We start from the raw sequence: 13,730 nt of genomic DNA on the forward strand, positions 1-13,730 counted from the left end.
GCTGCAGATACAACACCCAGCTTGGCTGAAGTAGCCAGGCTTTTTTTTCGTTGATATGTTGATTCCATTCGGATTACAATGGATTCATATAGTAGATATGAGAGATAATCGGAGGAGTAACGGGATGATTCGTTTGGGAAGCTTTGAAGTAGGTTCCGGATCCTTAATCGTTTCGGATCCATGCTACGATCACAATGTGACGGCGATGATCCGAGGAGTTATTGATCAAGTTCTGAATGGAACCTGGATCGGTTATGTAGAGAAGCAGGACGTTAGAGATTGGGGCGAAGCTTGTTCGAGGCTAGTGGCTTGCCACGCTTCCTTAGATGAACGAAAGGACGACCTACACTGGATGAAATGCAGCTTTATCGTTGGTGTAGATAGCGGTCAAGCCGGAATCTTCGATATCGCCAAGTATAGAATCCCTGACGTTGAAGGTCAGGATCAAGCTGCTTCGGAAGATAGCGAATGGTACCAGACTTGCTGCGATATAACGGAGAGCGCGGTGGAAGCCGGGGTCATGGACGGTGGCGTCGTTTCCCGTACAGGCATGGGGGACGGGGCGTATGGAGCTTATTTGGCTGTGAATGAAAGCAATCAGGCTATCGGTGTGAAGATTATATTTATTAGAGGCTCTGAAGTGTAGAGCAGCTTTATTACAACAGCATAGGTTTAATTAGATAACCCGGATGGAAGGTGTAGCTGATATAACTTAACCTTCTTCCGGGCTATTTGCGTGTACTTTTTAATTGATAGTGAGAATCGTTATCATTATAATAAGTTTATATCAACACAACTTTCAGCGAAAGGATAAGTGCGCATGGAGAACAGCTTAGACTATGCAAAGCAGCTCGCCAGTTATTCGTATAAATTGGAAAACGTCCAGCACTTGACTTTGAATGAAGTTTATTTTCAGCAGGATTCCTCTTTGAACGGGATGCTGATTTTCCTGGAGGGAGAAGGGGACCTGACGATGGACGGGAGAAGCTACCCGCTGCAGCAGCAGAAAGTATTTTTTCTCTCCCCCAATTCTGACGCAAAACTAAGCGTCCCCCTCAGCCGGCGGGCGGACTACTATTACATCCAATTTTATGTGCTGCAGGCTGCGGATAGAGGACTGTTCGTACCTATAGATATGAATGCTCCCTACGAGGTGTATCCTCCTCATTTTCATATACTGATCGATAAAGTCCAGGAGATGGACACTTGCAATCATAGCTCCGACAGCTGGGAGAACATGAAAGCGGCTATGCTGCTGCAAGAGCTGATTGTCATCTTATTCAAAGAATCCGTTGCAAAAGAAAAGCGGGAGTCGAGCGAGGCCATACCGCTAACCTTGGAGTATATGGAGCGGAACTACCCGCTGGCCATTACCCGGGAGAAGCTGGCGGAAATCGCGGGATTGAATGCGGACTATTTCTCAAGGGCTTTCAAGAAACAGTTCCATAAGAGCCCCATGGAGTATTTGAATGAAATCAGGATCAATCAAGCCAAGCAGCTGCTGGTGCAGTCCGGTGAATCGCTCAGGTCTATTGCCCAGAGCGTCGGCTTCAGTGATGAATATTATTTCAGCCGGAAATTTAAAGAAGAAATCGGCTGTTCCCCGAGATCCTACAGTAAAAAAATGAAAGAAACGTACAAGATCGCATCATTAAATCATCAAACGACAGGCCATTTGATTGCGCTAGGCATTGTGCCTTACGCCGCTGTCATCAATCATGCCTATCCTGTTACATCACGGCTTCGTAACACGATTGCGCTCGGCCGCACTGCGCCTGACCTGGATAGACTGGTGACGTCCAATCCCGACATCATCGTAATGAGCGGTACCCGTCAAGCGGTTCCATCGCCGAATGAGAGATTAATGCTGCAAATCGCCCCGACCATTACTCTGCAGTATGGCCTCGAATGGCGGGCGCATTTTTTGAGTGTGGCCAAGCTTGTCAATAAAGAGTCGGAAGCAATTCGTTGGCTGGAGAAGTATGAAAGTAAAGCATCCATGATACGAAGCTCGATTCGCAGCCGAATCGGCGACGAACCGATACTGATTCTCGGGGTCGGAGAGGGCACATTGTGCGTGTACGGCCACAGGAACTTAGGGTCCGTGCTGTACGGAGATTTGCAGATGACGGCTCCGGAAGGCGTGCGCGGTATAACCCACTTCATGGAGGTTTTGCCGGAGCATTTGCACAAGTTTGAGGCGGCGCGAATTCTTGTAACGAGCTTTAGGCACAACGGAACCGCCCATATGGACCAAATGATCCGCCATGAAGTAAAAGCGCTCTATGCCAACCCTCACTGGCTTGATCTCAAAGCTGTCAGAAATAAAAGGGTCTACGGCATGTATGATAGCCATCATTTGTACACGAGCTATAATCCGCTATCGCATCAGTTATTTTTGGACAAGGTTCATCAATTGCTGATGTCGGAGTCAGCGGATCCTCTCCTTTTAATGAGATAAACAACGTGATCTTCCATCGCCAATGACGTCGGAATTATACAAAAAAGTGGTCGTAATTATCCATGTTCATTGCGAGCCACATTCGTATAATAGGAATGAGAATCATTATCATCATTGGTGTTCAGAGAAGGGGAGGAAAGAAACATGGTACGGCCCAACAGAATATCACTTATATTGGCGGTGACGCTGCTTATTGCCTTCGTTATCGCCGGTTGTCAAGGGCAACAGCAGGCAGGAGCAGGAACGGCTCCTCAGCCGGCAAAAGGAGCGGATACGCCGAATCAAAGCGTCCGAGTCGTGAAGCATGTTATGGGGACTACCGAAATTAAAGGTACGCCGCAAAAGGTGGTCACGCTGTTTCAAGGAGCTACAGACGCTGCACTTGCACTTAAGGTGAAGCCTGTAGGTGCGGTGGAAGCATGGATTGAGCAGCCTTGGTACAATTACATAAAGGCGAAGATGGAAGGCGTAACGAATTTGGGCTCAGAAAACCAGCCGGACCTGGAGAAATTGGTAGCTCTTCAACCGGATTTGATTATCGGCGCCAAAACGCGTCACGAGAAGATCTATAACCAATTGTCGGCTATTGCACCGACGGTTATGCTGGACGAGGTACATATATGGAAAGATACGCTGAAAGTATCGGCGGAAGCGTTAAACAAGCAGGAGGAGGAGAAAGCGTTCCTTGCCGAATGGTCACGTAAAGTAGCCGATTTCAAAGGGAAGATGGGGGATAAGCTCAAATTGGAAGCGGGAATCGTTGATTTCCGGGTCGATCATGCACGGATTGTGTATACCGGCTTCTCCGCTCTAGTACTGGAAGAGCTAGGCATTCCACGTCCTGCCAGCCAGAGGGGGACGGAGTGGGGCGTACAGCTCACCTCCAAGGAAAATATTCCGAAAATGGATGCCGACATTATCTTCGATCAGACAAGCACGACGAGAAATGACGGCCGACTCGATTTGCGAAAGGCGTGGAGCGAGCATCCGTTGTGGAGTCATTTGAAAGCCGTTCAAAACAAACGGGTATTCGAGGTGGATGCGGCCGTATGGAATAATGGCTCCGGTCCATTGGCAGCGGTAGAAATGGTAGATGATCTCTATGGATTCTATGGGTTGAAATAATATCGTATCATCCGGAGGGCTGTTGATCCATAGGGTCAACAGCCCCGGTGAGTTTGCCGCAAAATTGAAAGAGGAGGAGCATCGTGAGACCATTGCTGCACCAGACACCACTGAAAACCATCGGTTTGGTGTTCGGATTTCTTCTTTTCATCGTATCCTTTATCCTAAGCATCGTCCTAGGGACGACAGACATCGGCTTCCTAGAGGCAATGGATGCATTCATCCATTATGATCCAAAATCGGACGAGCACGTAATCATCCTGACGACACGGCTTCCGCGTGCGTTATTCGCTACCATGATCGGAGGGAATTTGGCGATAGCCGGAGCTCTGATGCAAGCGTTGACCCGCAACCCGCTGGCTTCTCCAAGTATTTTCGGTATCAACGCGGGGGCTGTTTTTTTTGTCGTAATGGATTTAACTTTTCTTCCCATTGCCTCATTGGATCAATTGATCTGGGTTGCTTTTATTGGCGCAGGCATCGCTGCCATAGCCGTGTACTTCCTTGGTTCTCTTGGAAGGGACGGATTAACTCCAATGAAGATTGTATTGGCCGGCTCCGCTATGACGGCTTTGTTCTCCTCGTTTACCCAGGGTATGCTGGTGCTCAATGAATCCGGGCTGCAAAACGTCATGTTCTGGTTAGCCGGTTCCGTTGCTGGCAAATCGGCGGAAGGACTGGTTCCGGTCTTGCCTTATATGCTGTTCGCGGGTATAGCGGCATTGGTTATGGCACACCATGTCAACATTCTGGCCTCCGGGGAAGATATCGCCAAAGGGCTGGGGCAGCGAACGGGACTCATGAAAATGGCCGTAGCGGTGACGGTCGTCTTATTGGCGGGAAGCTCCGTGGCCGTAGCCGGATCGATCGGCTTCGTCGGGCTGGTCATTCCGCATATCGCCAGATTCCTCGTAGGCGTCGATTACCGTTGGATCATTCCGTATAGCGCCATCCTGGGTGCCATCCTGCTGCTGCTGGCCGATATTGTGGCCCGTTTTGTCATTATGCCAGGGGAGCTGCCGATAGGGGTCATGACAGCTATTATCGGAGGACCATTCTTTATTTACTTCGCTCGGAAGGGGATTCGCTCGAAAGGGGTTTCGCAATGAAGCAGCTGCTTGCAATAAGAAGCAAGAAGGGGACAGTCTCCTTTCTAATCCAAACCAAAACGGTGATAGTGATCGCGGTACTATTGATTCTGATCTTCGTTTGTTTTGTCCTTAGTACCGGGCTCGGCAACAAATTCACTTCTCCCGTTCAGGTGCTTCAAACGATACTGGGACAAGGGACGCCACAAAACGCGTTAATTATCGGGACGCTGAGACTTCCGCGGATCATTGCTGCCGTGCTCGTCGGAGCGGCGCTGGGTGTATCCGGCGCCATTCTTCAAGGTATTATCCGCAATCCGCTTGCCTCGCCCGATGTGATAGGGATAACGGGAGGCGCTTCATTTGCGGCCGTTGCCTTTATTACTTATTTTGCAGGGACGGTTAATATTCAGTGGCTTCCATTGGCTGCGTTTGTGGGGGCAGGTCTAGTCTCCGTCATCATTTATTTGTTGGCTTGGAATAAAGGGGTTACTCCGACGAGATTGGTACTGGTCGGTATCGGGATTTCGGCAATCATGAGCTCTTTGACGATGCTGATGCTCGTTTTAAGCCCCATTAAAGCAGCTGGACGGGCTTTTGTGTGGCTGACCGGCAGCATTTACGGGACATCATGGGAAAATGTATACGCTATGCTGCCATGGGTCATCATTTTCATTCCATTAACGCTATACTACTCCAGACTTGTCGATATTCAAGCATTGGGGGACGATCTCGCGAGAGGATTGGGAGCCCCGGTCCAGCTTCACCGCTGCATGCTGCTGCTGGTCAGCGTAGCATTGGCCGGATCGGCGGTTGCTATTGCCGGAGCGATCGGATTTATCGGGTTAATTGCCCCGCATATCGCTAGAAAGCTAGTAAGCTCTACGTTTGTAGACTTGATTCCGGTTTCGGCTTTAATCGGCAGCCTGTTGCTCTTGATAGCCGACACGGTGGGCAGAACCGTGTTTCTTCCGCTTGATATACCGGCAGGCGTGTTCACGGCAGGTATCGGCGCACCGTTCTTTATATTTCTATTGTTTAAAAATCGGAATAAATAATGCGTCTTGCTCTGCTTCGTCTGAACAAGAAAAAGCCGATCGGATCCAATAGGGTCCGGCCGGCTTTTGCAATTTCTTTTATTTTAACTGACCGCTTGTAAACAGCTGGTTCATATAGTCCAGCCCTTTCCATTGTCCCATGGCAAGCGGCCCGAGAATTTCCGTATCTGCAACGAACATCTTCTTGTTTTTTACTGCGTCAAGCGAGTTCCAGACGGGATCCTTGGCTAAATCCTCAAGCGTGATTTCGCTGGCGTGAGCATAGTCCTTCCCGATAAAAAGGAACTCCGGATTCAGCTTGCTGATGCCTTCCAGCGTAATTTCGCCGACATTTTGCATGCCCTCGAACGGCTTGAACCCGAGCTTCTCGTAGTAGAGCGACATTCTGGAGCCGCTCCAGTAGGTGAACCCCTTTTTCCACGGCATAATAAATAAGGCTGTTTTTCCTTTTGCTCCGGATTTCTCCATCATTGCGGCCATTTCAGACTGCTTCTGCAGGAATTGACGTATATACTCCTCGGCGGATGAAACGTGCTTCGCACCGGAAGAACGGCTTTAAAAACACCGGCGACAGAAATAAGCCTGCCCGTATATTGTCCTGCCAACGCATTAATGTCGATCATGAATAACACCTCTTTTTCGTAGGGTGTACCGTGTTCTTGTATGCTGAGAACGATTATCGCTAGTGAACAGCATTCTACTTGAAGAAGGAGGTTTATTCAATGACCCAGTGTCATTTCCGGTATAATGGTTATGCTAGTTGGGTAATTAAGTGACGATTATGGTTGGAAGGAGCGGTCGGATGAGGGATGCGATTGTAGCGGAAATTACGAAGGGGAGGACGAGAAAATGTCTGTATCACTTCACAAGAGCCAAGAATTTGCCGATCATTGACCGGTTCGACGCTTTGTTATCCAGTTATGCATTGTACCCTGAAAATGCCGGTGAGCGCCGAACCGAGGCTAAACTAGTGAACTATCGCGGTTTTGAGGTTACTCTCAATTCGCATCTGCGAATTCCCGAATCGATGATAGATGCTTCCGTCACACTGGAGCAGTTTCGTGCCAGCTTGGACCGGCATGTTTTTTTCTGGCCGACCATTAGAGACTGCCGGAAAATGATCGAGACTTATCAACGCAGAGAGCCGGAGGAAGAGTTCGCCGTTCTGGAATTTGATGCGTATTCTCTAATGCTGGAGAATGGATCCTCTGTGAAGCTGTCCAAATACGATTCAGGAAGCGCCCCGAGATTTCCGGCGAGCTGCACGTATAAGAAAAGTCCGTCGATGTTTCTGCCATTGGACAGCTTCAGGAAAGTGGTGAATCATACGGTGCCAGCGAAGCCGTCCGAAATTAAAGAGGTACTAATTGAAGAACAAGTACATCCCATATCCGACTATTTACGCGCTGTATACATCCAACATCGCCATGCAGTTCCTGAACGTTGGAGCCATCTGACGAGAGCGCTGGCTGAGCTGATGACTTAACGCAATAGCCTAAGGATTCTTAGAGAGCAGTTCGATTAATTGGTCGAGCTTCTGATTGGTTAGCATCTGCTCCTCTACAAGCCTCGAATTGGAAGGGTTTGAAGCTTCGATAGAATACTTGTTGGCAATGACACACGATCCAAGCAAAATGCAAATGCCTAGAAACACAAGGGAGCCTTTTAAGGTAAAAGAAGATTTATCCGGCGGTTGTTGTAGCATAGCATCTCCTTACTATAGTTTATATTCCAAAAAAGAAGTAGGGTATTTGCCGAACATCAGCCGTTCGTTTACTTTTAGAAAGCCTTGTCTAGTATAAAATGAAACTAAGGCCGGCCTGTCCGCGGCGCAGTCGAGCTTTACATAGCGTTTACTCGCTTGCTTGGCCTCAAGCTTCGCCCAATCTATCATCGCTTGGGATATTCCGGTTTGGGCAAAGCTTCTGCGGACGCACAGCTTATGAAGATATAGAGCTTCGCCGGGCGGGTCTTCAGGCCACATAACGGCATCTGCTTCCTGAAGGATCATGACGGCAGCGGATTCACCGTCATAATAGCCTATCATCATTTCATGCATACGATGATTCTTCATTAGCTTCTCCGCGGCTACTTGTTCTTCGCTCCACATGGTCATTCCGCGTTCAGCTAACCAACGAGCTCCTTCCAAGAGGATGGAGGAGAAGAGAGGCAGCTCGTCTTCTTGAATGGCTCGGATCGTTACTTCCATGACTAACCTCCTTCACTCAGTTTTTCGAATACGCCTCGCACGAAGTGACGGTTCCTTATTTTACCATTTGTTAATGAAATTTGCGATAATCCGAAGGGCTGGTGCCTTCGAGTTTATGGAACACGCGGCCGAAATAGCCAGCATCATCGAATCCGACGTAGCTTGCAATCCATCCGATAGAAGAAGGGGATGTCTTTAACAGCACCTTCGCTTCTTCGATTCGCTGCTTTTGCTGAAAATCCGTGAGCGTCATTCCGGTTTCCTTCTTAAATTGTCTGGACAGATGGGTCGGATGGACAGCGCATAAGGAGGCGAGATGCTGTAAATTCAGCGGCTTGCTGAAATGAACGGTCAAATACTCCGCGGCTTTTTGCACCACAAGCGAAAATCCGTATTTGGCGCGGTCGCGTACCAAATCGCAGTATTCGTCAACCATAACGTCCATTAAACCCGTTAGGGAATGAATGGTATCGAATCTTTCGATTTGCTTGGCGAATTTCTCGGATATTTGATGAAGGAAGAAGGGCTGAACCTTTCCTCTCTCCGCCGAGATTCGAAACAGAGTATTTAATATAATAAGCGAGTTTCTCATCGTTCGTATCGGCTGGTTGGGGAACCGATCGGAGAAATCGTACAGATTGCTAATTTTGGCATGCAGCTTTCTGAAAGCTTCTTTATCCCCGGTTTCCACCGCGCGCATCATTTCTTTTTCCATTTTGTAGCGAACATCGATGATCAGCGTGCTTTCTTCGTCGGTTTGCTCCAAAATACGCTCGACATTCGTTTTGGCAGATCCCCGCGCTGTCTGAGGAGTCGTCTCCACATACCGGAAGGAAGCCTGCCGGAAGGTCCCTGCGTGCTCCAGTATGTTCACGATACTATGCATTTTGGAGGTACTGATCAGCTTCAACCCCCGATAAAATTCCTCCAGCTCCATATGCTTTCTTTGCTCCATGCCGGTATGCGAGTTCACGTCCGGTGTTTGAATTAAGAAAGGACCGAGAATGAGTACCTTTGCATCCGCTTCGTCCTCCATTTCAAATCGGCGGGACAAATAAGATAATCCCCATTCGTTAGTCAGCATTACACATTGTTCCGGATCCTCGTTCGCTTCGCGGCACAGCTTCATCCAATCGTGTTGCTGCTCCTTGAGCAAAAACTCCGGTAAATGATCACGGATATGAGCCATCAGTACTTTTCCTTGTAAATCCAAGAGGCATGTATTGATATCGGTTAATTGAAAAAAGGTTATACATACGGTAGTTAGAGGAAGCGAGATCGTCGCCATTTCCGTTCATCATCCTTAATTTCTGTTATTGTAGTCCTATTAATGCAAATGGAATCCTACGACAGGTGGAGCAACCTTAGTATAATACTATATGTAAGTGCTTACAACACAATCGTTCGAGAAAGGGTGTTATATACATGCTATATCCAATCGTAACGGAAAGCCGCACTATTATCGATTTGAGCGGGATATGGAATTTTAAATTGGATACGGGAGTAGGATTTGAACAAAAGTGGTATGACGAGGGTCTAACCGAGGGCATGTCTATGTCCGTACCAGCGTCTTTTAATGATCTTGGGGTGACAGCAGATATTCGCAACCACGTAGGCTGGGTATGGTACGAAAGAACATTTACGGTTCCCCGAACGCTGTTCTTGGAACGGATCGTGCTGCGATTCGGGTCGGCGACGCATACCGCCAAGGTTTACGTGAACGGGCAATTTGTAATGGAGCACAAAGGCGGGTTCACCCCATTCGAAGCCGAAATCAACTCGTTCTTGCAGTCAGGTGCTAATCGCTTGACGGTAGCAGTGAACAATATTGTGGACCATACTACTCTGCCGGTCGGGCATTATACGGAAAAGGAAATAGAAGGGGTAGGCAAAGTCGTTAGAAACAGTCCGAACTTCGACTTTTTTAACTATGCCGGCATTCACAGACCGGTGAAGATCTATACGACACCATCGGTTTACATTAAAGATGTAACCGTAGTAACCGAGCTTAACGGAACAACCGGCGTTGTCGGCTATGAAACGGAAATTGCCGGAGATGCTGAGGTAAAGGTAACCGTCCTCGATCCATCCGGTGCTGTCGCAGCGGAGCATAGCGGGCGGAACGGTGCTGTGAGAATTAACGATGTGAAGTTATGGGAGCCGCTCAACGCACACCTGTATACTTTGAGAGTCGAGCTCATTCAAGCCGGAGATGTCATCGATGTGTATGAACAACCTTTCGGCGTAAGGACCGTTGAGGTGAAGGACGGGAAATTCCTGATTAATGATAAGCCGTTCTATTTCAAGGGCTTCGGCAAGCATGAAGATTCTCCGATTCACGGAAGAGGCTTTAACGAAGCTGCCAATGTTATGGATTTCAAGCTTATGAAGTGGATTGGGGCGAACTCGTTCCGTACCGCACATTATCCGTATTCGGAGGAATTGATGCGTCTGGCAGATCAGGAAGGCTTGGTTGTGATCGATGAAACACCTGCCGTCGGGCTGCATCTGAACTTTATGGCCATGTTCTCGGGAGGCGCCAAACGGAAAACATGGGAGGAGCTGGAGACACAAGAGCACCATAAGGATGTCATTCGTGAGCTGATCGCTAGAGACAAGAACCATCCTTGTGTCGTTATGTGGTCCATCGCCAACGAGCCTGCTTCGGAAGAGGAAGGAGCCGAGCACTATTTCAAGCCGCTCGTCCAACTAGCCAAGCAGATGGATCCGCAGCGCCGTCCTGTCACGATCGTTACTCATCTAATGTCCACCCCTGAGACGTGCAAAGTAGCGGAGCTGGTTGATGTGCTTGCGTTGAACCGCTATTACGGCTGGTATGTAGACGGAGGCGACTTTGACGCCGCGAAGGTGAAGCTTCGCAAAGAGTTCGACGGCTGGCGTAAGCGCTGCCCTGGCAAACCGATTATGATGACCGAATACGGTGCCGATACGATAGCCGGGTATCACGACATCGATCCCGTAATGTTTACGGAAGAATATCAGGCTGAATATTTGCAGGCCAATCACGAGGTGTTCGATGAATTTGACAACTTTGTAGGCGAGCAGGTGTGGAATTTCGCCGATTTTAATACCAGCCAAGGCATAATTCGCGTGCAGGGGAACAAAAAGGGTATTTTCACAAGAGACCGCAAACCAAAGCTGGCCGCCCACGAGCTGCGCAAAAGATGGCTTTCCATACCAGAGTTCGGATACAAATGATCCTGCCGCGCGGTGTTAACTTCATGTCTTTGGAGGGGTAAGCTATGAGTCAAACTGTGTTCCGAGCTTCGAAGGAGACCCATGTAGAGAGATCAACCGTTCATCCCTTCGGATGGAGAGACAAACTCGGTTATTTGTTCGGCGATTTCGGCAATGATTTCTTCTTTATTCTTGTCAGTTCTTTTCTGATGGTGTACTATACGGATATTTTTCATATCAGCGCGGCTACGGTAGGATTGATGTTTCTGATCGCCAGATTGTGGGACGCTGTTGCGGATGTGTTATGGGGACGGTTCATCGATACGAGATCATCAGGTACAAACGGCAAATTCAAGCCCTGGATATTCAGAATGTCGTTTCCTCTCGTATTGTCGGGCGTGCTGATGTTCGTAAAAATCCCGGGTATGTCCAACGGTTTTTATTTGGCTTACGCCTTTATAACGTACCTGGTTTGGGGTACTCTATATAGTACCGTCAATATCCCTTACGGGTCTATGGCTTCGGTCATTACTAGCGATCCGGTTGAACGGACTACGTTATCTACCTTTAGAACGATGGGGGCTATGCTGGCAGGCTTGATCATTAATGTGGTCGGCCCCCTGATGTTTTTCGTGGACAATAAAGCGGATGCCGGGCGATTTTTATGGGCGGCCATTATATTTGGGCTTTTGGCTATTTCTTGCTACATGGCCTGCTACAAGCTGTCGACCGAACGAATTACCTTGTCAGGGTCATCCGGGACGAAGATGAATGCTGGCAAAACAATCAAAGGCCTTCTCGCGAACAAGCCGCTCATCTGGATTCTTGTCGCCTCGCTGACGTTCATGGTCTGCTTTATGCTGATCGGTGCCGTTAACGTCTATTTGTTCAAGGATTACTTCGGCAATGCCAAAGCACTGAGCTTGGCAGGTTTTATCCAAACGATTACCGTGTTCATCGCCATTCCGATGGTAAAACCGCTTGTAGCCAAATTCGGCAAAAAAGAGACTGCCGCTGCAGGAATCCTGCTTGCCGTAGTAGTGTATGCGCTTCTTTATTTTCTGCCGCAGCTGAACGCTATCCAATTTATCGCCGTATCTTCTGTTGCTATGTTTGGATACGCTTTCTTCAATCTTGTCGTGTGGGCTTTCGTCACGGATGTCATCGACTATCACGAGTACGTAACGGGAATGAGAGAGGATGGCACCGTATACTCCATCTATTCCTTTGCGCGTAAAGTAGGTCAGGCACTCGCCGGCGGTCTTGGCGGGTTCGCGATTGCCTCAGTCGGCTACGACGCCACTTTGAAGGTCCAGTCTTCAGAGGCCCTCGCCGGTATCCATACGCTGGGGACTTTAGTGCCTGCGGTCGTGCTGTTAGTTATTTTCTTGATCTTGGTATTCCTGTATCCATTGAATAAGCAGCGGACCATCCAGCTTGCCAATGATTTAAAAGAGAAGAGAAAAGAGCTGCAGTGAGAGCAGAATAACGGCCGGTGTCCCATGGGGCGCCGGTTTTTTTGTGTATGCATGTTTCTGTGAATGAATTTATGCTTTATCATCACCCCAACTTTCTATATATTTATAGGTGGTAAGATTCTTTGAGGAAATGGAGCTGAATAGTTTGCTGATATGGGGCGTTGTTATTATTGGAGTGATAGTATCTTGTATATACATTCCACTTTTCATGAAAAGTCTGAGACTTATTCGTCATTGGAATGAGGTGGACGAGCAGGACAGAAGGAAGCAGCTGAGAACACTTATGCCCAAATCGTTAAACGATGACGCTCTTGGGTATTTGGATAAGCCTAAATTCAAAACGTATACCTATACTAAGTTTGGGATATTAGCGTTAGTTGTTGTCGGTGCTGTGGTTTTTGCGGCTCTTCGGTAGGCAGGTAAACATTCATCATTTTACCATAAAAAAAGAAAGATCAGCCCGTGTCCATAGGATACGGGTTATTTTTTTGGCCTAAAAACCATTTGTAAAATTGCTACAATCCGTATTTGTGTATTGACTTAAAAAATGTGATGGGATATGATGTGGTTGCGAGTCAGTAATTTAGTAAATTAGTAAATTAGTAAAAGTTAATATCGGAAGGAGATCAAAAAATGAAAATACCAACTTCGCTAATGCATAAACCCGTTATTGTTTCCGAGAATTACGAAAGAGTTGATGGGCGAAGTGCGAACCATTCGGATGCTAAGGGATTGTCTCTTGGGTTAACCCAGTGCAACGATAGAGAGAAAGTCGATGTATCCGCTCAAGTTTGGAGGTATACAGAAGAGAAGGGGGCCGGACAATCGGAGGAGTTACCGCTTCACCGAGTGCTTGATCTTACGCTTCTTGTATGCAGGAGCATGCTTCATTTTCGCGAGTCGTATAGGTACCAAGACTTGTATGACCCGGAGAATCCGGTTGTTGACCGGATAGGCTTGCAAGGAGACGCTATGACGGTAGCCGTCTGCACCGAGAACGACAATATTAAGGAAGATATCAAACGGTTCAACCAAGCGTTGAGCGACAATGATGAGCTGATGGGAGAACGTCTGCGGGCGCTTTCCCGAATTCTTAAAGATATGGGGTATTAA

The 13,730-nt window shown here is 48.0% G+C and carries 13 protein-coding genes; 9 read left to right on the plus strand and 4 right to left on the minus strand.

The genetic code is table 11. From position 1 onward, the window contains the following. The first annotated feature begins 124 nt into the window (after window positions 1-124). From DVH26_RS15040 to DVH26_RS15060, 5 genes are all read left to right on the plus strand, one after another. On the plus strand, window positions 125-646 hold the full coding sequence (locus DVH26_RS15040; protein ID WP_239634485.1) for a DUF4241 domain-containing protein: 522 nt from the start codon (window positions 125-127) through the stop codon (window positions 644-646). Between the two features lie 174 nt (window positions 647-820). Beyond that, entirely contained in the window at window positions 821-2,461 is a 1,641-nt protein-coding gene (locus DVH26_RS15045) for a helix-turn-helix domain-containing protein (RefSeq protein ID WP_239634486.1), read from the plus strand. Window positions 2,462-2,605: 144 nt separating this feature from the next. Beyond that, window positions 2,606-3,586, plus strand: a complete 981-nt coding sequence (locus tag DVH26_RS15050) for an ABC transporter substrate-binding protein (protein WP_239634487.1) — start codon at window positions 2,606-2,608, stop codon at window positions 3,584-3,586. 83 nt (window positions 3,587-3,669) lie between these two features. Continuing rightward, on the plus strand, window positions 3,670-4,695 hold the full coding sequence (locus tag DVH26_RS15055) for a FecCD family ABC transporter permease (RefSeq protein WP_239634488.1): 1,026 nt from the start codon (window positions 3,670-3,672) through the stop codon (window positions 4,693-4,695). Beyond that, the gene (locus tag DVH26_RS15060) at window positions 4,692-5,732 is read left to right on the plus strand and encodes a FecCD family ABC transporter permease (RefSeq protein ID WP_239634489.1); all 1,041 of its coding nucleotides are present in this window, start codon (window positions 4,692-4,694) and stop codon (window positions 5,730-5,732) included. The genes DVH26_RS15055 and DVH26_RS15060 overlap by 4 nt, the downstream gene beginning before the upstream one ends. Window positions 5,733-5,810: 78 nt before the next feature. Here the strand turns inward: DVH26_RS15060 and DVH26_RS15065 are convergent, their stop codons facing one another. Beyond that, window positions 5,811-6,212, minus strand: a complete 402-nt coding sequence (locus DVH26_RS15065) for a substrate-binding domain-containing protein (RefSeq protein ID WP_239634490.1) — start codon at window positions 6,210-6,212, stop codon at window positions 5,811-5,813. A 322-nt stretch (window positions 6,213-6,534) separates the two neighbouring features. Here DVH26_RS15065 and DVH26_RS15070 point away from each other — a divergent pair, with 322 nt between their 5' ends. Further along, the gene (locus DVH26_RS15070) at window positions 6,535-7,218 is read left to right on the plus strand and encodes a DUF7002 family protein (protein WP_239634491.1); all 684 of its coding nucleotides are present in this window, start codon (window positions 6,535-6,537) and stop codon (window positions 7,216-7,218) included. A gap of 9 nt (window positions 7,219-7,227) precedes the next feature. Here the strand turns inward: DVH26_RS15070 and DVH26_RS15075 are convergent, their stop codons facing one another. The 3 genes from DVH26_RS15075 to DVH26_RS15085 form a co-directional block, all read right to left on the minus strand. Continuing rightward, window positions 7,228-7,437, minus strand: coding sequence for a hypothetical protein (locus DVH26_RS15075; protein WP_239634492.1), 210 nt, complete (start codon window positions 7,435-7,437; stop codon window positions 7,228-7,230). 12 nt (window positions 7,438-7,449) lie between these two features. Continuing rightward, entirely contained in the window at window positions 7,450-7,941 is a 492-nt protein-coding gene (locus DVH26_RS15080) for a GNAT family N-acetyltransferase (protein WP_239634493.1), read from the minus strand. A 70-nt stretch (window positions 7,942-8,011) separates the two neighbouring features. Beyond that, window positions 8,012-9,130, minus strand: coding sequence for an AraC family transcriptional regulator (locus tag DVH26_RS15085; RefSeq protein WP_239634494.1), 1,119 nt, complete (start codon window positions 9,128-9,130; stop codon window positions 8,012-8,014). Window positions 9,131-9,366: 236 nt separating this feature from the next. Between DVH26_RS15085 and uidA the strand changes: the two genes are divergently transcribed. The 3 genes from uidA (at window position 9,367) to DVH26_RS15100 (ending at window position 13,730) form a co-directional block, all read left to right on the plus strand. After that, window positions 9,367-11,160 carry a beta-glucuronidase gene (gene uidA / locus DVH26_RS15090; RefSeq protein WP_239634495.1) on the plus strand — a complete coding sequence of 598 codons (1,794 nt, stop codon included), beginning with the start codon at window positions 9,367-9,369 and terminating at the stop codon, window positions 11,158-11,160. Window positions 11,161-11,204: 44 nt separating this feature from the next. Beyond that, window positions 11,205-12,617 carry an MFS transporter gene (locus DVH26_RS15095; RefSeq protein WP_239634496.1) on the plus strand — a complete coding sequence of 471 codons (1,413 nt, stop codon included), beginning with the start codon at window positions 11,205-11,207 and terminating at the stop codon, window positions 12,615-12,617. 633 nt (window positions 12,618-13,250) lie between these two features. Then, the gene (locus DVH26_RS15100; protein ID WP_239634497.1) at window positions 13,251-13,730 is read left to right on the plus strand and encodes a DUF6530 family protein; all 480 of its coding nucleotides are present in this window, start codon (window positions 13,251-13,253) and stop codon (window positions 13,728-13,730) included.

Source organism: Paenibacillus sp. H1-7, from assembly GCF_022354825.1.
Taxonomy (GTDB): domain Bacteria; phylum Bacillota; class Bacilli; order Paenibacillales; family NBRC-103111; genus Paenibacillus_S.

Bases quoted from the DNA above. Each gene is read 5' to 3' on its own strand.
- DVH26_RS15080 (WP_239634493.1), bottom strand. From the start codon at position 7,941: ATGGAAGTAACGATCCGAGCCATTCAAGAAGACGAGCTGCCTCTCTTC.
- DVH26_RS15085 (WP_239634494.1), bottom strand. From the start codon at position 9,130: ATGGCTCATATCCGTGATCATTTACCGGAGTTTTTGCTCAAGGAGCAG.
- DVH26_RS15040 (WP_239634485.1), top strand. From the start codon at position 125: ATGATTCGTTTGGGAAGCTTTGAAGTAGGTTCCGGATCCTTAATCGTT.
- DVH26_RS15050 (WP_239634487.1), top strand. From the start codon at position 2,606: ATGGTACGGCCCAACAGAATATCACTTATATTGGCGGTGACGCTGCTT.
- DVH26_RS15065 (WP_239634490.1), bottom strand. From the start codon at position 6,212: ATGGCCGCAATGATGGAGAAATCCGGAGCAAAAGGAAAAACAGCCTTA.
- DVH26_RS15095 (WP_239634496.1), top strand. From the start codon at position 11,205: ATGAGTCAAACTGTGTTCCGAGCTTCGAAGGAGACCCATGTAGAGAGA.
- DVH26_RS15045 (WP_239634486.1), top strand. From the start codon at position 821: ATGGAGAACAGCTTAGACTATGCAAAGCAGCTCGCCAGTTATTCGTAT.
- DVH26_RS15100 (WP_239634497.1), top strand. From the start codon at position 13,251: ATGAAAATACCAACTTCGCTAATGCATAAACCCGTTATTGTTTCCGAG.
- uidA (WP_239634495.1), top strand. From the start codon at position 9,367: ATGCTATATCCAATCGTAACGGAAAGCCGCACTATTATCGATTTGAGC.
- DVH26_RS15070 (WP_239634491.1), top strand. From the start codon at position 6,535: ATGAGGGATGCGATTGTAGCGGAAATTACGAAGGGGAGGACGAGAAAA.
- DVH26_RS15060 (WP_239634489.1), top strand. From the start codon at position 4,692: ATGAAGCAGCTGCTTGCAATAAGAAGCAAGAAGGGGACAGTCTCCTTT.
- DVH26_RS15075 (WP_239634492.1), bottom strand. From the start codon at position 7,437: ATGCTACAACAACCGCCGGATAAATCTTCTTTTACCTTAAAAGGCTCC.